This is a genomic window from Anabaena azotica FACHB-119 (assembly GCF_014697625.1).
Classification (GTDB): Bacteria; Cyanobacteriota; Cyanobacteriia; order Cyanobacteriales; family Nostocaceae; genus Trichormus; species Trichormus azoticus_A.
Genome location: NZ_JACJSG010000003.1, coordinates 94643 through 117191 on the forward strand (window position 1 = coordinate 94643; position 22549 = coordinate 117191).

Consider the following 22549-nt stretch of genomic DNA (forward strand, 5'->3'; position numbering starts at 1 on the left):
TTAATTTTGTATGAGATTAAAAATAACATTAAACAATTAATTACTATGACACAACTACCCTCAGTTGCTATCTGTATCCCCACATTTAATCAAGCTCAATATCTACTAGCTTCAGTTAATAGTGCTTGCACTCAAACCTATCCCAACGTTGAAGTGTGGGTTGCTGATGATGCCAGCACCGATGAAACACCAGAAGTAATGGCACAACTATGTCAAAAGTTTTCCCAACTCCATTATTATCGACAGCCTCAAAATCTTGGTATAGCTGGTAACAATACTTGGCTCTTGAATCAGCCCAAAACTGAATTTATTGTGCGATTAGATTCAGATGATTTGCTAATGCCAAATTATGTAGAAACTTTAGTCAAACTACTACAAAAATATCCTGAAGCTGGTTATGCACATAACGCCGTTCAGGAAATCAATGAGTTTGGAGAAAATCGTTCCATCAGACGAGTATCTAGAACTCAAGAAATGCAAAACGCTGAAGATGCACTACGAGCCTCAGTTACTGGCTATAGAGTAGCAGCGAATATTTGTATGTTTCGCAGCAAAGTCTTACAAGAACTACGATTTTACGAAGACAGACCGGAATTTGTCGAAGACTATGATTTATCTGTCAGAATAGCTAATGCAGGTTATGGCAATGTCTATACAGACCAAATATTAGCTTGCTATCGAGTTTGGACAGATGTGAAAAAAGCACGTTCCAAGCGCAAGCATTTGCAGTTAAAAGGATATATTCGCATTTTTGAAGAAAGTTTATTACCAGCCTTTCAAAGCCGTGGCTGGGATACAAAAATTATTTACCAACAACGTCGTAAATTTGCCATCATCCATTCCGCATATTGTTTCCTTCCCATATTTAATCAGGCAGAACGAGCAGAACTAATTGATTTATTAAAAAAATTAGGCGACTCACCCGCTTTAAGATTGCGCCTTTTACTTTTGTCTTGGGGACTCGCACCTATTTTTGAATGGCAACATCACGCAGAATTAAGGCTAAAAGGTATAGTTAAAGGTTGGATAAGTCAGTTGAGAGTTGACAGTTGACAGTTATCAGTTATCAGTTATCAGTTATCAGTTATCAGTTGACAGTTATCAGTTATCAGTTATCAGTTATCAGTTATCAGTTGACAGTTATCAGTTATCAGTTATCAGTTATCAGTTGTTTTTCCCTGTTCCCCTCCTGGGAGGGGCTAGGGGTGGGTTACTCCCTCATCTCCCCCCACTCTCTCATCTCCCCCATCTCCCCCCACTCCCTCATCTCCCCCATCTCCCCCCACTCCCTCATCTCCCTAAATCATCCTGGCCGAAGTCAAGAGATACAGTATATAACTCTATGTTGACCATAACTGCAATTATTCCTACCTACCGTCGCCCTCAAGACCTGATGCGTTGTTTAGAAGCTTTTAAACAACAAACTCGTCCTGCTAATGAAGTGCTGGTGGTTGTGCGTGACATTGACAAGGACAGTTGGAAACTACTAGAAAATTACAACTCTGACCCCTTATCATTACGGACAGTGACGGTAACACGTTCTGGAGTAGTGGCTGCTTTGAATGCTGCCCTTGATGCTGCCCAAGGGGATATTATTACTGTTACCGATGATGATGCTGCACCTCATACTGATTGGCTAGAACGTATAGAAAGCTATTACCTTCTGGATAGTCGTATTGGTGGTGTTGGTGGTAGGGACTGGGTGTATTTCAACAATGAGTTACTGAATGATGGTAGCAGTGAACTAGTAGGTCAAGTCCAATGGTTTGGACGTGTAATTGGTAAGCATCATATAGGTGTGGGTGCAGGACGTGAGGTAGATGTCCTCAAGGGTGTGAATATGAGTTTCCGCCGTAGTGCGATCGCCAAACTGCGTTTTGATGAGCGGATGCGGGGTACAGGAGCGCAAGTTCACTTCGAGATGTCTTTATGCTTGACACTCAAACGAGCCGGTTGGAAGCTAATTTACGATCCAATGATTGCAGTAGATCATTATCCAGCACAACGTTTTGACGAAGACAAACGCGACAGATTAAATGCGATCGCTATCCTTAATTCCGTACACAACGAAACCCTAGTTTTACTAGAACACTTACCACCTATCCGGCGTTCTGTCTTCATCATCTGGGCTATTTTGGTCGGTACACAAGAAGCGCTGGGATTTATACAGTGGTTTCGTTGTTTACCAAAAGAAGGATTATTGGCAGGACGCAGGTGGCTAGCATCACTCCAAGGACGTTGGCAAGGCTGGCAGACTTTCAAAATTCAAAATTCGTCTTGAAAAGTTTCCTACGGCGGGAAACCCGCCTTCTCCCGAAGGAGACGCTACGCGAACAGAACTTTTGTCTGCGACACGCTACCGCGAACGCAAAATTCAAAATTCAAAATTAAGAATTTTTACTAACTTCCTAAAATCCAGTAATTTATACCACACAAATCAGGCTATATCTAACTTTCTTAATTAAAAATTACGAATTATTTTATTTGGGAGATTTATTAGTGATTAATAGGCAAATAATGTCAAATAGTTCTGTTAGCAGAACCTATATACAAGAAACGCCAAGCACTCTACTAGCATGGATAGTAATTTCAGTCTTTATATTATTTACCAGCTTATGTATTGCTATCGGTGCTGGTAGCATTTTTCGCCCAGGTTACATAGCTTTATCTTTGGCGATCGCTATTTTCTTCTATCTGCGCTATCCCACATTTTATATAGGTTTCACTTGGTGGATATGGTTTTTAACACCGCTAATTTCTCGCTTAATTGATTATCGCTCCGGTTTTGATGAGTCTCGATTAATACTTCTATCACAATATCTAGTTAGTCTTGTCCCTATATATACCTTTTTTAGAGACCTTCCTAAGTCCTATCGTCAAGGTGGCTTACCTTTTATTTTAGGTTTTTTAGGTGTGTTATATGGTTTTCTGATTGGCTTGGTAAAAACCTCACCCATGACTGCGGCAAGGTCAATGTTGGACTGGTTTACACCTATTCCTTTTGCTTTTTACTTATTTATCAATTGGCGAAATTATCCTCAATATCGACAAAGTATTCAGCGCACATTCCTTTGGGGTGTACTCGTCATGGGAACTTATGGAATTGTACAGTACTTGATTGCGCCTGATTGGGATCGATTCTGGCTAATCAGCACAAAATTAACTAGCTTCGGAGATCCTGTACCTCTTGGTCTGCGCGTTTGGGGTACTCAGTCATCCCCTGGGCCGTTTGCCGTCACAATGATGACAGGTTTATTATTACTCTTGAATGCCACCGGACTTTTTAGTTTTGCTGCTGCTGGGGTAGGATACTTATCCTTCCTTCTTACAATGGTACGTACTCTCTGGGGTTGCTGGTTTGTAGGACTGCTGACTATGTTTAGTTCACTCAAACCACGTTTACAAATGCGCTTAATTGTCACTATTTTAGTAATAGCAATTTGCGTTATTCCATTAGTAACTATGGAACCATTTGCGGATGCAATTAATTCTCGCCTGCAAACTTTAACTAATCTAGAAAAAGATGATAGTGCTAAAGTCAGGCAAAAGATTTACGAAGAAGGTATCGGCAAAGCACTAACCAACGGTCTAGGTAACGGTATCGGAAATACTTTTGTTGTCGATAAAGATGGCATCCTCAGACCGATTGTCATTGACAGTGGTATCCTTGATATGTTTTTCACCTTGGGTTGGTTTGGCGCTATTTTTTACCTGGGTGGACTAATTTTGGTTTTACATCAAATATTGCAATATACTGAGTTTCGCTTCGATTCTTTTATGGCTGCTTGTCGTTCTATTGTCATCGGTTGTTTTGCAGCCCTCCCTGGAGGTAGTGTCATGCTAGGCTTGTCGGGGATAATACTCTGGTGCTTTATCGCCTTAGCTATAGCTGGACATAAATATTATGTACATCAACGAATAACAAACAATTTATATTCGTGAATTTTACCAAGTTAAAAAATCTTAGCAACACATTCATTATCTGTAGGGTACGTCAGTACAAAGCACATTTTCAAAGTATGTGTAGTCCGTGTATTTATACCTTATAAAACTATAATATGGTGCTGCACTGCCCACCCTACTGGCGACGCAAAGCGCAAAATATAGAAGAAACACTTTTTTCTTCTCCTACACCCCTATACCCCCACACATATAAGACGTAATGATTGTAATCATTTTGGCAACATTCTTAAGATTGTTGAAGCAAGCGGATATACACCTATACTGAATGAATCGTATCTTTATATTGAAAGACTTTCGCAAAATTATTTATTCTAGTAATTGACTTGATTTTTGATAATAAATCGCATAACCTAGACGTTTAGTTATATTCATCCTGTGAAGGATATGAACAAAAAACTCATACTTGGTTTGTTTGCTAGTTCGTCAATTTTCACATCATTGATATCTACGCTAGGGATAATCAATCCTGCTCATGCTAATGTTAACTTGACACAGCGATTAATACACACTGATGATGGTCGTACCTGTATCACCAATCCTCACGGTCTTAAAGATTTTGTGTGTATTCGCGACACAGAAAGAGATCCCAAAGCTGCACCTCCACCTAAATCAATGATAGTCTCATCGCGTCCGTCCGATAATACAGTTGCAGAACTGGATTTCACCGATGAAGAAAGCGAAGCAGCAATTAGAATATTTAAGTGTGACTGTCCGTATTGTATTAACTCTTTGCGGCAATTACGGGGTACTGGCAACTTAGTGTACTAGGTTGACAACGTACTATTCAATTTAAGTGATACTGCTGTTTGTCTTAGTAAAAAAAGCATTTTTTGTAACCAAATATATCCCAGTCTTTCAATTGATTGATAATTGCTCATATACTATTCGCTTCAAACTAAAGAAAAATTTATAAGTGTTGATTTTTCGTTTTGTAGCAGAGATTTTGACCCCTCTCCAAACCTCTCACGCCAGTTGCTACAACGGGGGGAACCCCCGCAACGCACTGGCTCCCCCACGGGGGGAGAGGCTTTGAAACACAATAATCTTTTTTCTCTGATTGTATGAAACCACCCTGCCTCTCCTACGAGGAGAGGGAGGAGAAACGAAAACCTCACCCTCTTACTCCCCTCTCCTCGTAGGAGAGGGGTTGGGGGTGAGGTCAAAACAACGCTTGTCAATTCAACGTTTCATAGAGAAGAAAACTGTTGGGCATAAAATCTAGCATAGCGATTTTCCAGTGCTAACAATTCCTCGTGATTGCCTGATTCGACTATTTGCCCTCGTTCCAAAACTAAAATCCGATCGCACCTCCTCACGGTACTTAGACGGTGAGCAATAATAAACACAGTGCGATTTACCATCAATCTTTCTAAAGCTTCCTGTACCAAGGCTTCTGACTCAGAATCTAAGGCTGATGTTGCCTCATCTAGTATCAAAATTTGCGGGTTCAGCAACACTGCACGGGCGATCGCAATTCTTTGGCGTTGTCCACCAGATAAATTTACACCCCTCTCACCCACCCAAGTATTGTAACCTTCTGGTAGTTGGGTAATAAATTGATGGGCGTTAGCAATTTTCGCCGCAGTCACCACGGCTTCCATATCATATATTTCTTTGCCAAAGGCGATATTTTGGGCAATTGTGCCAGAAAACATCACGGTTTCTTGGGGAACAATGCCAATTTGTTGACGCAGACTTTCTAGCTTGACATCGTGGATATCAATGTCGTCAATCAAGATTTGTCCGGTTGAGGGGTCATAAAAACGGGGGAGGAGGTTGACAAAAGTGGTTTTACCTGCACCGGAAGCACCGACAAGTGCGATCGCTTCCCCTGGAAATGCTAATAAGCTAATATCTTTTAAGACGGGTTCCCCTGGCTTATAAGCAAATGTCACGCTGCGATATTCCACTTTCCCCTTCACCGCCGGGAGAGTAATTGCACTCGGCTTTTCTACAACCGTAGGCTGCATCGCCATCAATTCAAAAATCCGGTCAACCGAAGCTTCCCCTTGCTTAAATTCGTTGTAATTGTTCGTGACATGACCGATGGGGTCAATTAACAACCCGGCTGCGGCTAAATAACTGAAAAATTCACCTACTGTTAAATTATTTTGCTGAATTTGCCAAGCTCCCACCATCAGCAAGGATAATGCACTTAAAGCTTCCAAAAATCCCACAATGGGAATTTGGATTGCCTTAAGACGTTCTGTCGAGTATTTGGCTTGAAAACTGCGTTCTGCTTCCCGGCTAAATCTGGCAATTTCGTACTTTTCCGCCGCGAATGCGCGAATTAAACGAATTCCACTGAAAACTTCTGTGAGAATTGCTGACAAATCAGATACACGGTTTTGACTTCTCAGGGAATATTTACGTAACCTTTCCCCAAACCAGCCAATTAAAATTCCCATCAACGGGGCAACTATCACGGTGGCTAAGGTGAGTTGCCAGTTGAGGTATATCATGTATATTGGGATGGCTACCAACTGCAAGACGCAGGGAATAAAATCGTGAAATAATTTGTTGACTACTTCGCCAATGCGGTCAATATCTTCGGTGAGGCGGTATGATAAATCACCTGCTTTAGCTGTTTCAAAGTAGCTTAAATCTAATTTTTGTAGATGGGTGTAAACTTGCTGGCGGAGACGAAAAGCCACCCGTAAAGCCGCTTTCGACATATAAATGTCTTGTACAGACTGAAAAAAGCCCCGCACAAGAAACACTAAGCCTAAAATGGCTGCTAATTGAGCGATCGCTACTACATTACCTTGTCCAAAAGGATTGGCTAACTTACCTGCAAAATTAATTAAAGTCAACGTCGCCAGCACATATCCCACAATGCCGACAAGCCCCTTAGTGATATTCTGCCACTGGGGTCTAATATAGGGTAGCAGTTGCCAGTAATTAGAACGAGTTTTCAAGCTGTCACATCCACAACAATATAGTCCTTTGTTTGACGCTACCAGCTTTTGTGTAGTTTCAGCCTAACAAAAATACCCATTCACTATTTATTCAACTGATAACTGACAACTGACCACTGACTACTTAACAGACACAGCATCAACATCAACTGTTTTTTCACTAACAGTAGACTCTACTGTGGTATCGGTATTAGGTTCGCCCTTACGTGCTTTCCAACCTTCCAGCACCAGCCCAGAAACTTCACTAACTAAAATTGACAACACAAAAAAGTCATCAATCTCTCCCACAAAGGGAATAAAATCTGGAGCAATATCAATTGGGCTGAGAATATAAGCTAATGATCCTATAATGACCCACCAACGATATTTGGGGTTACGCAACAAACCACGATACCAGTTATACACAGCTTGGATGGAAAACTTCATACTTTAACCCTCTATTTACCTTTGATTCTGACAAATTACTCCAGAAAATTCCGGTGGGAATAACCGTCCTACTTAGTCTGGAAGATACTACTGAGATTTATACAGAAATTACCTTTAATCAATTTTAAATATATACAAGCTTTGGCATTATTTTGTCAGTCTGTTGATATATTTGCGTTCTCAGCATTTTCACCAATAGATATACTTCTTTTCGACCTGTATGGGTTGAACAAATTTTGCTAGCAGCAATGTATATGTTTTATTAATTACTTTAAATAAATTTATTTTTAAGAGACAGACTCTTGGATGTTTACTTAATAAGTAATGTAAAGTGATCACAATTGAGTTCTTAGTAAGGACTTCAGTCCTTTTCTAAGGACTAAAGTCCTGACTACAAACCTTGATTTCTTCAGTCCGTAAATTCATTATCTTGTTCTTCCACATTATAAAAATAGGAGAAATATCTACATTATTCAGATGTATTTACTATCTTAAATAATCTGATTTTAACCTCTTATTAATTTAAAGAAAATGATTGCTGTAGATAATTGAAGCTGGTTATTTGTAACAGATAAAACTTTGGATAAAACGTGAGGAGTAGACATTGAATATATCGAGACGTAAATTTTTCACAATGGCAGGAGCATCGGCTACTGGTGCTGTCCTCCTATCTCCTTTGCAAGCATTCTATGCTAAACCTGTGATTGCTGCTGGGCCTTACGGAAATTTAGTAACTGACCCCAACGGAGTCTTAGATTTGCCATCTGGATTTACTTATCGCCGACTATCCGAAACAGGTCAAACCATGAATGATGGTTATAAAGTTCCTGGTGGTCACGATGGGATGGGTGCTTTTGCCGGATCTAATGGTAATACAATTCTCATCCGCAATCATGAACTCACTTCCACTTCTAGCAATGGTTTGAGCGCTCCTAATAGCAGTAAGTACAACTCTGCTGCTAGGGGCGGTTGTACTAAATTAGTCGTTAATTCTTCCCGTAACCTAGTAGACCATCGAGGAGTTCTAGCAGGAACCCTGCGTAATTGTGCTGGTGGGTCTACACCTTCAGATTCTTGGTTAAGCTGCGAGGAAACCTTTGAAACCAATAACGGGAAAAAGCACGGTTACGTGTTTGAAGTTCCCAGTAGTGCAACTACTTTTGTTAACCCCGTCCCTTTAACCGCAATGGGGCGTTTTAATCATGAGGCTGCTGCTGTAGACCCCAACACGGGCTATATCTACATGACAGAAGACCGGGGGGATGGGCTGTTTTACCGCTTTGTTCCCAACCAAAGCAACAACTTGAGTGCTGGTGGCTTGTTATACGCCTTAAAAATTACTGGGTCGTCTGGAGTTAACACAGCTACAGGATTCCCAGTAAATACACCAAAAGCGGTGGAATGGGTACAAATTAACAATCCTGATCCTACTTCTGATACCGTCAGAACAGAAGGGTATAACAAAGGTGCTGCCAGATTTTCTGGTGGGGAAGGCATCTTTTATGGCAATAATTATGTCTACTTTACTTGCAAGAGTGGGGGTAGTTCTGGAGATGGGCAAATCTGGCGTTATTCGCCTAGCAATAACACCGTTGAACTGTATATTGAACCTAACAATTCTGGTATTCTAGACAATCCAGATAATCTGGTGATTTTTCCTAACCGAGACATTTTCCTGTGTGAAGATGGGGATGGAACGGATTACATTCTAGGCATTACTTCTAGTGGTAGTCTTTACAAGTTTGCTAAGAATGCCCTCAACACATCAGAGTTCGCTGGGGTTTGCTTCTCCCCCGATGGTCAGACAATGTTTGTCAACATACAAAGTCCCGGAATAACCTTTGCTATTTGGGGGCCTTGGTAACTATAGCTGACTTTTCACGTTATGTGGAAAAGCGTTCCGTCAGACCTAACCCCCCAGCCCCCTTCCCTTGTAGGGAAGGGGGAGAAATCAAAGCCTCTCTCCTACAAGGAGAGAGGTCTTCCAGATCCCGTGAAAAGTCAGGTAACTATAGAGGGGACAGGGAACAGGATTAAAATCAATTTTTCGATAACCTCTCCCCGACGCGGCTACGGTGTACACACAAGTCTGATAACCTAGTCCTACAACGTTTTGATCCCCCCTAACCCCCCGTAAAAAAGCAGGGTGGTTTCATACAGAAAAAGAAAAATTTATAAGTTCTGATTTCTGGTGTTGTAGTAGAGATTTTGCCCTCTCTCCAAACCTCTCACGCCAGTTGCTACAACGGGGGGAACCCCCGCAACGCACTGGCTCCCCCACGGGGGGAGAGGCTTTGAAACAAACGAGTTTTTTTCTCTGATTGTATGAAACTACCCTGCTTTTTAACGGGGATTTAGGGGGATCTGAAATCTTGCACCTTCTCAATAACAGGACTTACGCAACTGGCACATGGGTAGGGTGCGTCAGATGTGGAAAATCCTTAAATCTGTACGAAATTATTGGGGCTGACGCACCCTACAGTTAGTTTGATTATGACAATTGCGTAAGTCCTAAATAAGCTAGTGGCGATGCCCACCCCACGAAATCATAAGGGTTTCGGGCTGCGATTTTCGCAATAACAGAGTGGTGCAAGTTGTAAGATGACTATTTTTGATGTTTGACAACTGAAACAGAAAAGTCAGGTTGATGTTAGGAAAAATCGAATACGGGGAACTCTAATTAATGAAGATAGCGAGATGGCGTTGCTAAATTAAGGGGTGACTCTTGTGGGGTGGGCATTATGAGCGCCCTATGAATAAAAGAAGCAATATACCTATCCTACAAAAAACAAATTTAGTAGCTGGGCAAGATTAATTATTTATGAAATTCCTCATCAAACAACACCGTTGGCTGTATGTGTGCTTGAGTATTTTCAGCTTGTGTCTAGCAGTGACGATGACATCTGTAAAAGCATCTGTGCAATTACCCACAAGCACCTGGAATGTGACAATTGCCCAAGCTACCAACTCACTAGAACAGGGACGAAATTTCTACCATTCGGGACAATTTGCCCAAGCAGCTACAGCTTGGCAAGCGTCCGTACAATATTATCGTAGCCAAGGCGATCGCATAAATGAAGCCCTGAGTTTAAACTACCTTTGCCTGGCACTACAGGAACTCAATCAATGGGAAACTGCCAAGCAGTCGATTGAACGTAGTTTACAGCTTTTGCAAACAATTCAACCTGCTGATGCGATTATTTGGGCGCAAGTACTCAATACTCAAGCGAAGTTACAACTACATCTTGGCAATGGGGAAACTGCCCTTGCCAATTGGCAACAAGCGCAAAAATTCTACGAACAGGCGGGTGATATAATTGGTAGTTTGGGGACTCAGATTAATCAGGCACAAGCTTTACAAACTCTGGGATTTTATCGTCGTTCTCAACAACAATTGCAGACGCTAACCCAGAAATTGGCAGCAATGCCAGATTCAGAAGTTAAAGTTATTAGTTTGCGATCGCTAGGTTTAGCGCTACAAAAAATTGGCGATCGTCAAAATCAAGAGGTATTAGAGCAAAGTTTAGCTATAGCCCAGAAAATTGATGCTAAACCGCAATTAAGTTCTATTTTACTGGGTTTGGGCAAAAACGCTAGTAATTTACAAGACCCAGAAGCAGCTTTAGATTACTTTGAACAGGCTGAACAACTAGCCACCAATCCCGGTGATAGTTTACAAGGGCGGTTAGCTCGGTGGCAACTGTTCCTCGACTACGACAAACCAGATTATGCTGTATCCCTTGCGCCTCAACTGCTGCAACAACTGCAAGAATTACCCCCCAGTCGTGATTCTCTTTACGCAGCTATAAATTTTGTCTCTACCCTCAACAAACAACCTAACTCTGGGCAAATCCTACCTATCAAAGCACAGGCGCAACTCATGACCCTCACCGTCAAGTCTGCACAACAAATTCAAGATGCAGCCGCCGAAGCCTATGCTCTACATCAATGGGGACAACTCTATCGTCGCACCAAACAGTGGGCAGAAGCTCAAGAATTAGCCAAGAAATCCCTAAATATTGCCCGTGAAATTGCCGCAGACGATATCATTGCACAATCGGCATGGCTCTTAGGACAATTGTATCGACAACAAGGCGATCGCACCAAAGCCATTGCCGCCTACACAGAAGCCGTCAAAGCCTTAAAGGCGCTACGTTCTGATTTAGTGGCGGTGAACTCCGATGTGCAATTCTCTTTTCGGGAAAGTGTAGAACCTGTATACCGGGAATTGGTGGGTTTACTGCTTGATAATCAACCAACTCAGGCTGAATTGATCCAGGCGCGTGAGTTAATTGAATCGCTGCAAGTCGCGGAACTCGATAACTTTTTTCGTGAAGCCTGTTTGGATAGAGCCAGACAAATTGACCAAGTTGACCCTACCGCCACAGTTATCTATCCTATTATCTTAAGCGATCGCCTAGCGGTGATTCTCTCCCAAGCCGGAAAACCTCTGCGTTATTATGCCACCCAAACATCTTCAGCTGAGATTAACCGCACTTTGGACAATTTGCTGGTAGCCTTCAACCCCGTCTCCGATGCCAAAGATAGACAGCGATTTTCGCAACAAATTTACAACTGGCTAATTCGTCCAGGGGAAATTGAGCAAGCCTTTCAAGATAGTAAAACTTTAGTTTTTGTTTTGGATGGAAAGTTACGTAACATTCCAATGGCGGCTTTGTATGACGGTAAGCAATATCTAATTGAAAAGTATGCCATTGCTTTGTCGCCTGGATTGCAACTAATGGCTACTCAATCATTGCAGCAAAACAAAATTAAAGCGATCGTTGCTGGTATCAGTCAATCTCGTGCTGGGTTTAGTGCCTTACCTGCGGTGGAATCAGAAGTGCAGCAGATTTCCCAAAAAGTCCCATCTTCCATGTTACTCAACCAGAAATTTACTAATAAAGCGTTGAGCGATCGCATAAAATCTACTCAAGCCAATGTCGTCCACCTAGCCACCCACGGACAATTTAGCTCTCGTCTCGAAGATACATACCTACTTACCTGGGATGGACAAGTCAACGTCAAGGAACTAGCCGAACTGCTAAAAAATCGTGGGAGTAATTCCTCACAACCTGTAGAACTGCTGGTACTGAGTGCTTGCGATACAGCCACAGGTGATGACCGCGCCGTCCTGGGATTAGCGGGTTTAGCTGTGAAATCCGGCGCAAGTTCCACCATCGCCACCCTCTGGCCAGTCAAAGATAAGGCAGCCGAAATGCTGATGATTCGCTTCTACGACCAATTACGCCAACCCAACAAGACTAAAGCCGAAGCATTACGACAAGCTCAAATCAACCTGATTCGTCAAACTGATTTCTATGACCCATTTTTTTGGTCAGCCTTTGTTTTGGTTGGCAATTGGCTTTAATTCAGTAACATTGCGTAGGTCAATTCCTAAAAATGTTATTTTCTTTATGGTATTTACGTGAAAAGTTGTTTATAAATGCTAATATACATCTCTTTTAACAGTGAACAGTGAACAGTAAACAGTTATCAGTTAAATAGGTTGGTGAAACACAACACCAATTGGTGGAAAGCGTATTTTGACGCTTGTTTATCCCCCACCATACACCGTTAGAACTGATAACTGATAACTGATAACTGATAACTGATTTATTAGAGTTCTGGAACACAGTTTCAACAATGTATTTGATATTACCATTAACCAGAAATGAAACATCGTTACTTAGCTAGTATCTTGAGTGTTGCAGCTCTGATGGCTAGTAGTATCTGGACTACTGCCTATGCAGTCACATTCACGCCACCTATCAATAACGGTGCGCCCAGACAAGCCACAGGCGGGGCTTCCCGTGGCAATATCTTTACCCCAGCTAAAGGCAATAGCGCCCCCAGACAAGCCACAGGCGGGGCTTCCCGTGGCAATATCTTTACCCCAGCTAAAGGCAATAGCGCCCCTAGACAAGCCACAGGCGGGGCTTCCCGTGGCAATATCTTTACCCCAGCTAAAGGCAATAGCGCCCCCAGACAAGCCGCAGGCGGGGCTTCCCGCACAGGAACTTATGAATTACATCCAGGGACTGTAGCTGCAACAGGGCCAGCCGCCCTCATTGCCCTTTTGCCACAAAGTTTTTATGGCACTACAGTTTTAGAACGTCCTACAGTTATGGCGTATATCCCTGCTACGAATGCAGAAGAAGCTGTGTTTAGTATCAAGGATGAAGCTGGTAATATGCAGCATCAAATGACCATTCCGGTAGCTGGGAAATCAGGAGTAATGGCTGTAGAATTGCCCGCCAATGCACCTGCTTTAGCTGTTGGCAAAAATTACCAATGGTTCTTAGCTTTGAAAGTGGATGGACAACTCAGCCCCAGTACACCTTACGTAGACGGTTGGATTCAGCGTATCCAACCTAACGCGGAAGTAAATACGGCTATGCAGCAAAAAGATGCTCTCAAGCTAGCAACTGCTTTGGGTAAAAATGGGGTGTGGTATGACTGCGTAGCTACATTAGCAGCAGTTCAAGCCGCCCAGCCTCAGAATGCAACCATCGTCAAGCAATGGCAAGAACTACTTTCCTCAGTTAGCTTGAAGGATATTGCTACCGTTCCTGTAGTAGCAAATTAAACAGCCCTGGGGGGTAGGGGTGTAAGGGTGTAGGGGTGTAGGGGTGTAAGGGTGTAAGGGTGTAGGGGTGTAGGGGTGTAGGGGTGTAGGGGTGTAAGGGTGTAAGGGTATAAGGGTTTTGAAGACCTAAACTCCTAAACTTCTATACCCCCATACCCCCATACCCATAAACCCCCATACCCCCATACCCATAAACCCCCATACCCCCATACCCATAAACCCCCATACCCCTACACCCATAGCAAATATGTGGCGCAAACTCCAAGCTTTCATAAAACGCAATCGCAGCATTTTAATTATTACTCCCATTGTGGCTGTGACAGTGATTGTTGGGCAATCATGGGGGTTTTTTAATTTACTGGAATGGAGACTACGCGATCAATGGGTGCGTCAGCGAGGATCTGAGGCGATCGCCGATGAAGTGATCATTGTCACAATTGATGAAAAAGATATTCAATCGGTGGGTAAATGGCCTGTTCCCGATTGGTCGTTAGCAAAGTTACTGACTAAAATTAAACAACAGCAACCCCGTGTTATCGGTTTGGATTTGTATCGGGATTTGCCAGAAAGCCGGGGATATGAGGAACTGGTAGAAGTTTTTCGGACTACTCCTAATTTAATAGGTGTTGAGAAAATTACTGGTGAGCGTGTCAATCCTCCACCAGAACTAAAAAAACGCGAACAAGTGGGTTTAGCTGATTTGGTGTTAGATGGCGATCGCTTTGTGCGTCGCGCTTTACTCACGGCGGAAGATGTGGAAGACCAGGGTAAAATCAAGGCGGGATTAGCGGCTTTAGTAGCCCTCAAATATCTAGAAGCAGAAAAAATCACCCTTGAATCTGTTGATGAGAAGCAACAGAAATTTCGTTTGGGTAAAGCAACCTACGTTCCGCTTAAACATGAGGATGCAGGTTATACAGAAGCTGATTTGGGCGGCTATCAAATTCTCCTCAATTGGCATGGTTCAGAAGCAGCCTTTCGCACAGTTGCCATGCGCGATGTGTTGGCGGGTAAAATGCCCAGAGATTTGCTGCGCGATCGCATGGTATTTATCGGCTCAACAGCCTCCAGCACTAACGATTTTTTCAGCACCCCTTTTTCTGCTGGGCTATCCGCCCAAAGACCTACCCCAGGTGTAGTAATTCATGCCAATATCGCCCTGCAACTGGTGCGAGGCGCAAAAACTGGCAAAACCAACCTCCAGGGGATTTCTGGGTTACAGACTTCATACTGGATCATTTTGTGGAGTGTAATTGGTGCGGTGGGTAGTTGGTGCTTAGGTAGTACCCGTTACCAACGCCAGATTCCCGGCGGTAAAATTCTCTGGGCTAGCATGGCGATAACTGGGGGATTCCTTGGGGCTAGCTATGGGCTGTTTTTAGCTGGTGTTTTGATACCAGTCACACCCGCCTTAGCTGCATTTTTGGGTAGCGTTATCGCCACAACCAACGCCTATAAACAGCAGAAGTTAGAAGTTGCCAACGCCCAACTACTAGATTATTCCAAAACCCTAGAGTTAAAAGTTCAAGAACGAACTCAGCAACTGATGGAAGCCAAACAAGCTGCTGATGCTGCTAACCAAGCCAAAAGCGAGTTTCTGGCTAATATGAGTCATGAACTACGCACACCGCTTAACGCCATCTTGGGTTTTGCTCAGGTGTTAGAAGCATCACCAAAAATGAGTGAGAAAAACCAGCAAAGAGTGAAAATCATCCACCAAAGCGGCTCCCATCTCCTGATGCTAATTAATGACATTCTTGATTTGTCAAAAATAGAAGCCCGTAAATTAGACTTGGTGACGACGGTTGTATATTTACCTAACTTCCTCCAGGGAATTACGGAAATTTGCGGTATCCGAGCCGAAGAGAAAGGAATTAGGTTTGAAACTTATATAAGCGATCGCCTACCACCAGCCGTTGAAGTAGACGAAAAGCGCCTCCGACAAGTCCTCATTAACCTATTAGGTAACGCCATCAAGTTCACAGACAAAGGTAGCGTCACACTCAAAGTAGAACTACTAGACACCGAACCCAATCCCCAGTCCACTAAAATCCGCTTCCAAATCGAAGACACCGGGATAGGAATGTCCCGACAGCAACTAGAAAAGATATTTTTACCCTTTGAACAAGTAGGTTCAGCACAACAGCGTTCTCAAGGTACTGGCTTAGGCTTGGCTATTAGTCAAAGAATCGCCGCCTTGATGGGGAGTGAAATTCAAGTACAGAGTCAACCTGGAGAAGGTAGTTTATTTTGGCTAGATTTACAGTTATCAATCCCACTTTCTCATGACTGGCAGAATGTAGATGCTTCCCCCTTGCCAACCCACCAGAAAATCATCGGTATTCAAGGTAATGCGCCGCAAATTTTGATTGTCGATGATGATGATCACCATTGTGCGATTTTGAGTAGCCTGTTGCAGGAAGTTGGTTGTCGCACCTTGGAAGCCAACGATGGCGAACAGGGATTGAAAATGGCGATCGCCAACCACCCAGATATCATCCTGCTAGATTTGGCTATGTCTAATATGGATGGGTTTGAGTTTATGGTTCATCTACAAAAGCATCCACTAAGCGATGCTATTCCCATCATTGTTTCTAGTGCTAACGTCTTTGAGGAAAATCGTCAGCGTAGTTTGCAAGCAGGCGCAACCGCATTTATCCCAAAACCCCTGAATAGGGAAGAACTACTCAATGCTATACGTTCAGCACTGAAATTGAACTGGATTTATGCTCCATCCACACCACCCCCATCCTCGCCTCAAACTCAGACACCTGAGAGTGAATGGGTTATACCATCCCAAGAAATTTTGCAACAACTATATCACTTGGCCATGATGGGAGATATTCAGGCGATCGAGGGAACTATAAAAGAGCTAACTCAAACAAACACTCAATTAACTGCTTTTGCAGCCGAGTTGAGCAAATTTACTGCTAATTTCCAGACAGCAAAAATCCGTAAGTTCCTAAAATCCCATATCACAAAGGAGTTACAAAAATGACTAGACCAGTGCATATCCTTTTGGTAGATGATAATCCGAATAATCTCAAGGTGCTATCAGAAGCGATTCAGGGATATGGCTGGAAAGCACTGATGGCTACAGATGGCGAATCAGCGATCGAGCAGACAGAATATGCCAATCCCGATCTGATTCTGCTTGATGTAATGATGCCGGGTATCGATGGATTTGAAACTTGTCGGCGGTTAAAAGTAAATCCAATTACAGAAAATATTCCAGTTATTTTTATGACTGCCTTAGCTGAAGCCAAAGACAAGGTAAGGGGATTGGAAATGGGTGCAGTTGATTATATTACCAAACCCTTCCAACAAGAAGAAGTAATTGCCCGATTAAAATTACATTTAAAAATCTCCCATCTCACCCGCACATTAGAAGAATCTGTACAAAAACGCACCGCAGAATTAACCCAGTCTCTACAACAATTAAAACAAACGCAACTCCAATTAATTCAAAGTGAAAAAATGTCGATCCTTGGACAATTGGTAGCAGGAATTGGGCATGAAATTAATAACCCCATCGGCTTTATTGCTGGTAGTTTATCCCATATAGAAGAATATACAAAGGGTCTGCTGGAATTAATAGATTTACAACAGCAGAAATTACCAGAATCAGACCCAGAAATTGAGGATTTAATTGCCGAAATTGATTTAGAATATATCCATGAGGATTTACCTAAATTAATTAAATCAATGAACCAGGGAATTAACCGACTCAAGGACATTAGCCTATCATTGAGAACCTTTGCTCGTGCCGATATCGCATCTCAGGTAGAGTTTCAAATTCATGAAGGAATTGATAGCACTTTGATGTTATTAAAGCATCGCCTGAAAGGGGAAGGTAATAGCCCTGAAATCAAAGTTGTCAAAGAGTATGGGAATTTACCGCCAATCAGTTGCTATCCAGGGCAACTTAACCAGGTATTCATGAATATAGTTGCTAATGCCATTGATGCTTTTGATGAACCCAAATACGAGAATTATCAGGAGATAATTGCACCTAATCAACCTACTATCCATATCACCACATCAGTAGATTCTCAACGAGAAAACGTGACAATTTGTATTCAAGATAACGGCTGTGGTATGCCGTTAGAAGTGCAAGCTCGAATTTTTGAGCAATCTTTTACGACAAAGCCTGTAGGTAAAGGTACAGGATTAGGATTAGCAATTAGTTACGAAATTATTGTTAATAAACATTCCGGACAGATTAGCTGTTCATCAACCCCTGGCGTGGGAACGCAGTTTATGATTAGTTTGCCAATTACAGCAGATTTCAGCTGAAGAAGGTACAAATTTTCAGAACAAAGCCATATAAAAAAAGCCTTTTAAACCAGTACCCAGTACCCAGATGTAATTCTCAGTGCTAATGATTCCTAATGTTAGGTATCAGGGGATTTGCGGGAAGACTAAGTATTAGGTATATGTGGAGATTGGGAGATGCAGAAACCCTCTACCTTATTGGGTTGGTTCAACAGCGTAGGCATATTGAGACATTGCTTATTGCTATCGTTAGGAACGGTATGCTTGTGGTGTCACGGTGCTAAAGCCGATATTATTTCCGATCGCACAGTTAATACTACCGTTACCCAAAATGGCGATCGCTTCACCATTACCGATGGCACTCGTGTCGGAAACAATCTCTTCCACAGTTTCAGCCAATTCTCCATTAAGAGCCAAGGCTCGGCAGTCTTCAACAACGCCACAGATATCCAAAACATCTTCAGCCGTGTCACAGGCGGTAACATATCCGATATTGATGGCTTAATTCAAGCTAATGGCAGTGCCAATCTATTTTTACTCAATCCCGCAGGCATCCTGTTTCGCTCCCATGCCAAGTTAGATATCGGTGGCTCATTTGTGGGTAGCACAGCCAATAGCATCAAGTTTGCCGATGGTGCAGAATTTGGTATTTCCCCCACCTCTGGCGCACCAATACTCACCCTAGCCGTACCGATGGGGTTACAGTTTGGCACAACCCCAAAACCGATTCAGGTCGAGGGTACAGGACATAACTTAAAACTAGTTAATTCAGCCAATCCAACTTACTCACCTATTGATCCACAAAGCAATCTGACCGCAACACAGCTAGGAGTAAAACCAGGAAAAACCTTAGCCTTGATTGGTGGGGATATCAGTTTAGTGGGAGGTAATCTCAAAGCCACAAGCGGACGCATCGAGTTAGGCAGCGTTGGTGCTGGAACCGTCAGCTTTGAGGGTGGGACATTTAACTATGACAATGTGCAGAGTTTTCGAGATATTCGCTTGTCCCAACAAGCCTTAGCTGATGCTAGTGGTTTTGGTGGCGGAGCAATTCAAATGCAGGGAGCGCAAGTCAGTTTAACTGATGGGTCAGTTGCTTTAATCCAAAACTTGGGTTCGCAATCTTCTGGAGGTATTAACATCAAAGCGGCTGAATTGTTTGAGGCGATGGGAACTGATGCTAATGGTTTGATCATCAGCGGCTTGCGGAATGAAACCTTGGCTGCTGGTAATAATGGGGATATTACAGTTACGACTAGACAGTTAGTATTGGAGCAGGGGGGAGGAATTATTACTTCCACCTATGATTCGGGTAAATCCGGCAATATTACCATAAACGTTAGTGATTCATTGAAATTAATTGGTTTTGCACCAGTTAACCTCATTGCCAGTTCCATTTCTACTGCCACCTACAATGTTGGCTCGGCTGGAGATATCAATATATCAACTAGACAGTTAACTGTTGTGAATAGTGGAATAATTAGTGCTGGCAGCTTGGGTATTGGTGCGGCGGGAAATGTAGCTGTCAAGGCAACTGAGTTAATAGAATTAGATGGATTTATACCGGGATTATTTGTCCCCAGTTCAATTAGTTCTATTAGTTTTGCTACAGGCAATGCTGGCAATGTGCAAATAGATACGACTCGACTCATCATCAGCAATGGAGGCAGAGTTGATTCCTCTACATTTGCGAGTGGCAATGGTGGTAATTTAGTAATTAATGCTACTGACTCAATTGAAGTCAGGGGTAATGTGCCAGGTTCCCGCAATCCCAGCCTCATTAGTTCCTCTGCCAGTATTTTAGATGAATCATTGCGTCAACAGTTTAAACTTCCAGATGCACCCACTGGAGACTCTGGTAGCCTCACAATTAATACAGACAAATTAACTGTTAGCGATGGTGCATTAATCAATGTCCAGAATGAGGGAAGCGGTAATGCTGGGGTATTACGCATCAACGCTGATTCTATTTTTCTCAACAATCGTGGTAGGATTACAGCTTCGGCACAGTCTGGTGAGGGTGGTGATCTCAACTTGCAGGTGCAAAATACTATAATTATGCGACAGGGTAGCCAGATATCAAGCGAAGCAGGCGGGACAGGTAATGGCGGCAATTTGAATATCAACGCACCCTTCATCATTGGTTTAGAAAATAGTGACATTATCGCTAATGCCTTCCAAGGCAATGGCGGGAAAATTCAACTGACTACTAAAGGCATCTTTGGACTGGAGTATCGTCCCCAACTTACCCCGGAAAACGATATCACCGCCAGTTCCCAATTTGGGGTAAGTGGTGAGGTGCAAATCAATAATATTGGTCTTGATCCTAACTCTGGTTTAGTTGAACTACCAGCAAATGTCACAGACCCATCGCAGCAAATTTCTACAGGCTGCGCGGATAGTCAAGGTAGTAGTTTTGTGGCTACAGGACGGGGTGGAATCCCACAAAATCCCTATCTGTCGGTGGGGAGCGATCGCCATTGGTCTGATACCCGCGACATCAGTACATTCCGCAGGACTGGCAACTTGACTACCCAAACAACCACATCACCACAACTGCCCATCCAAGCCACATCTTGGCATCGTAACGCTCAGGGCAAAATTGAGTTAGTCGCAACCTCATCTTCTAGGAATGTGCAGACTTTAACTTGTGCGGCGGTTCCTAAGAGTTAATTTGCCGGAATTAGTAAGGCCCCTACAGATAATCGATTTGTTGCCAAGATTTTTTGCCTCAGTATAACTTTTTGTCATAAACCATTTACTCGAATAGCCACAGAGTGATAAATTAGAACGTTTGGATTTTTGAAACATAGCCAAACAACCATGACAATAGCGGGTAAAACCACCCAATTCGAGTACAAAGCGCTGTACAAGCCGAATCAATTGATATACGGCAATGGGCAAGTAGCAGTGATTACAGGATGGACTGTAAAAAGTGCGCTATCCAAACATTTAGAACCCCAAGAGTATGCTGTAATTGGGCAACTGTACTCACCCACCAGAGGTATCAACTTACTGATTCGGAATTTACTTTGGAATCCTCACGTTCGTTATTTGGTGGTTCTCAACGCCAGTAAGGAAGATAAAAATGCAGGCGCGGGAGAATGTTTACTAGACTTTTTCCGTCATGGTTTTGAGGAAGGTGTATGTGATACAGGGTTACGTGCTTGGGTAATTCGCTCTCATGTCACAGGTTACATAGACTTAGATATAGACGCTGCTGCCTTGGAACACCTGCGACAGTCTATAAAATATAGTGAAGCCAAATCTATAAGTGAAGCCGTTAGTTTAATTAAAGCCTATGCCCAAGAGGAAGCGATCGCTCCTTGGGGAACACCCTTAGAATTTCCTATTTCCACCGTCGAACCCACAGTTCTACCAGGCCCAAGATACGGACACAGAATTGAAGGTAGAACCATAGCCGAAACATGGGTTAAAATTATCCATCGCATCAAAACCACAGGCACAATTCGCCCCACTGGTTATGATGGACAATGGCAAGAACTGATTGACTTAATGGCAGTTATTACTGATGAGCCTGCCGATTTCTATTTTCCTGAACCTAATTACTTACCAATTGACCGCCATTTTTTAGAAGAATATATATCGCAAATTTTAGATGATGCCCCATATCGAGAAGGTTTAAAATATACCTATGGTCAACGTTTACGTTCTTGGTTTGGACGCGATCAAATTGAGCAAGTTATACATAAATTAATTGGAGAAATTGACGCGGCTTCTGCTGTCATGAGTTTATGGGATGTGAAAGACCATGAGAAAGGCGGTAGTCCATGCCTGAATCATATTTGGTTGAGAGTAGTTGATAATGAATTATCCCTAACTGCCACATTAAGAAGTAATGATATGTTTGCCGCATGGCCTGCCAATGCAATGGGACTCAGGGCTTTACAACAACATATTAGAGACAAAATTGCCGAAATTTCTGAATATGATTTAAAGATGGGGCCATTGATTACTATCAGTCAATCGGCTCATATATATGATGATACTTGGGAGAATGCAGACAGGTTAATAGCGAATCAATATGCGGCAATTCTCAAGCAGCGTAATTATGATGACCCTTCAGGAAACTTTTTAATTGAAGTCGATAATCAGGAAATTGTCGTTACACAAACCACATCAGGTAGTGGTGAAGTAGTTAAATCTCATCGAGGAAAAAACCCTCTTAACTTACTTAGAGAAATTTGTGCTGCTTCGCCAGCTATTCAGAGCGAACACGCAGGTTATTTAGGGTTGGAACTGCAAAAGGCGAATCAATGTATTAAACTTGGTAAGCCTTATGTTCAGGATCAGTAAACGCAAGATATAGGAGTTCGTATAAATCAATCCGGTTCAGATAAGAATAATTAACCGCCGA

General features: G+C 42.7%; 13 protein-coding genes. 11 read left to right on the plus strand and 2 right to left on the minus strand.

Annotated elements, in window-relative coordinates; all coding sequences use genetic code 11:
- Positions 1-45 precede the first annotated feature (45 nt).
- The 4 genes from H6G83_RS02955 to H6G83_RS02970 all read left to right on the plus strand — a co-directional run bounded on the left by H6G83_RS02955 (position 46) and on the right by H6G83_RS02970 (position 4731).
- Positions 46-1053 (plus strand): glycosyltransferase family 2 protein, encoded by a 1008-nt coding sequence (locus tag H6G83_RS02955; RefSeq protein ID WP_190466713.1) that lies wholly within the window; start codon positions 46-48, stop codon positions 1051-1053.
- Positions 1054-1342: 289 nt separating this feature from the next.
- Entirely contained in the window at positions 1343-2281 is a 939-nt protein-coding gene (locus tag H6G83_RS02960; RefSeq protein ID WP_190466716.1) for a glycosyltransferase family 2 protein, read from the plus strand.
- A 236-nt stretch (positions 2282-2517) separates the two neighbouring features.
- Complete coding sequence (locus tag H6G83_RS02965; RefSeq protein WP_199328298.1) at positions 2518-3942, plus strand: O-antigen ligase domain-containing protein; 1425 nt, start codon at positions 2518-2520, stop codon at positions 3940-3942.
- Between the two features lie 405 nt (positions 3943-4347).
- Positions 4348-4731: a hypothetical protein gene (locus H6G83_RS02970; protein ID WP_190466720.1), complete on the plus strand. Its 384-nt coding sequence runs from the start codon at positions 4348-4350 to the stop codon at positions 4729-4731.
- 419 nt (positions 4732-5150) lie between these two features.
- Here the strand turns inward: H6G83_RS02970 and H6G83_RS02975 are convergent, their stop codons facing one another.
- Together H6G83_RS02975 and H6G83_RS02980 are read right to left on the minus strand one after the other, a co-directional pair.
- The gene (locus H6G83_RS02975) at positions 5151-6881 is read right to left on the minus strand and encodes an ABC transporter ATP-binding protein (RefSeq protein WP_190466723.1); all 1731 of its coding nucleotides are present in this window, start codon (positions 6879-6881) and stop codon (positions 5151-5153) included.
- Between the two features lie 120 nt (positions 6882-7001).
- Entirely contained in the window at positions 7002-7307 is a 306-nt protein-coding gene (locus H6G83_RS02980) for a YkvA family protein (RefSeq protein WP_190466726.1), read from the minus strand.
- Between the two features lie 604 nt (positions 7308-7911).
- On the opposite strand from H6G83_RS02980, the gene H6G83_RS02985 reads away from it, so the two are divergent.
- The 7 genes from H6G83_RS02985 (at position 7912) to H6G83_RS03015 (ending at position 22488) form a co-directional block, all read left to right on the plus strand.
- The gene (locus H6G83_RS02985; protein ID WP_190466731.1) at positions 7912-9171 is read left to right on the plus strand and encodes an alkaline phosphatase PhoX; all 1260 of its coding nucleotides are present in this window, start codon (positions 7912-7914) and stop codon (positions 9169-9171) included.
- A gap of 957 nt (positions 9172-10128) precedes the next feature.
- Positions 10129-12678 carry a CHAT domain-containing protein gene (locus H6G83_RS02990; protein ID WP_190466734.1) on the plus strand — a complete coding sequence of 850 codons (2550 nt, stop codon included), beginning with the start codon at positions 10129-10131 and terminating at the stop codon, positions 12676-12678.
- 303 nt (positions 12679-12981) lie between these two features.
- A complete protein-coding gene (locus H6G83_RS02995; RefSeq protein WP_190466737.1) occupies positions 12982-13896 on the plus strand; it encodes a DUF928 domain-containing protein in 915 nt (304 codons plus the stop codon).
- Positions 13897-14143: 247 nt separating this feature from the next.
- Positions 14144-16894, plus strand: coding sequence for a CHASE2 domain-containing protein (locus tag H6G83_RS03000; protein WP_190466740.1), 2751 nt, complete (start codon positions 14144-14146; stop codon positions 16892-16894).
- Positions 16891-18192, plus strand: coding sequence for a hybrid sensor histidine kinase/response regulator (locus H6G83_RS03005; protein ID WP_190466742.1), 1302 nt, complete (start codon positions 16891-16893; stop codon positions 18190-18192). The genes H6G83_RS03000 and H6G83_RS03005 overlap by 4 nt, the downstream gene beginning before the upstream one ends.
- A gap of 156 nt (positions 18193-18348) precedes the next feature.
- Entirely contained in the window at positions 18349-20844 is a 2496-nt protein-coding gene (locus H6G83_RS03010) for a beta strand repeat-containing protein (RefSeq protein WP_190466745.1), read from the plus strand.
- A gap of 150 nt (positions 20845-20994) precedes the next feature.
- A complete protein-coding gene (locus H6G83_RS03015) occupies positions 20995-22488 on the plus strand; it encodes a thymidylate synthase (protein ID WP_190466748.1) in 1494 nt (497 codons plus the stop codon).
- Positions 22489-22549: the final 61 nt, after the last annotated feature.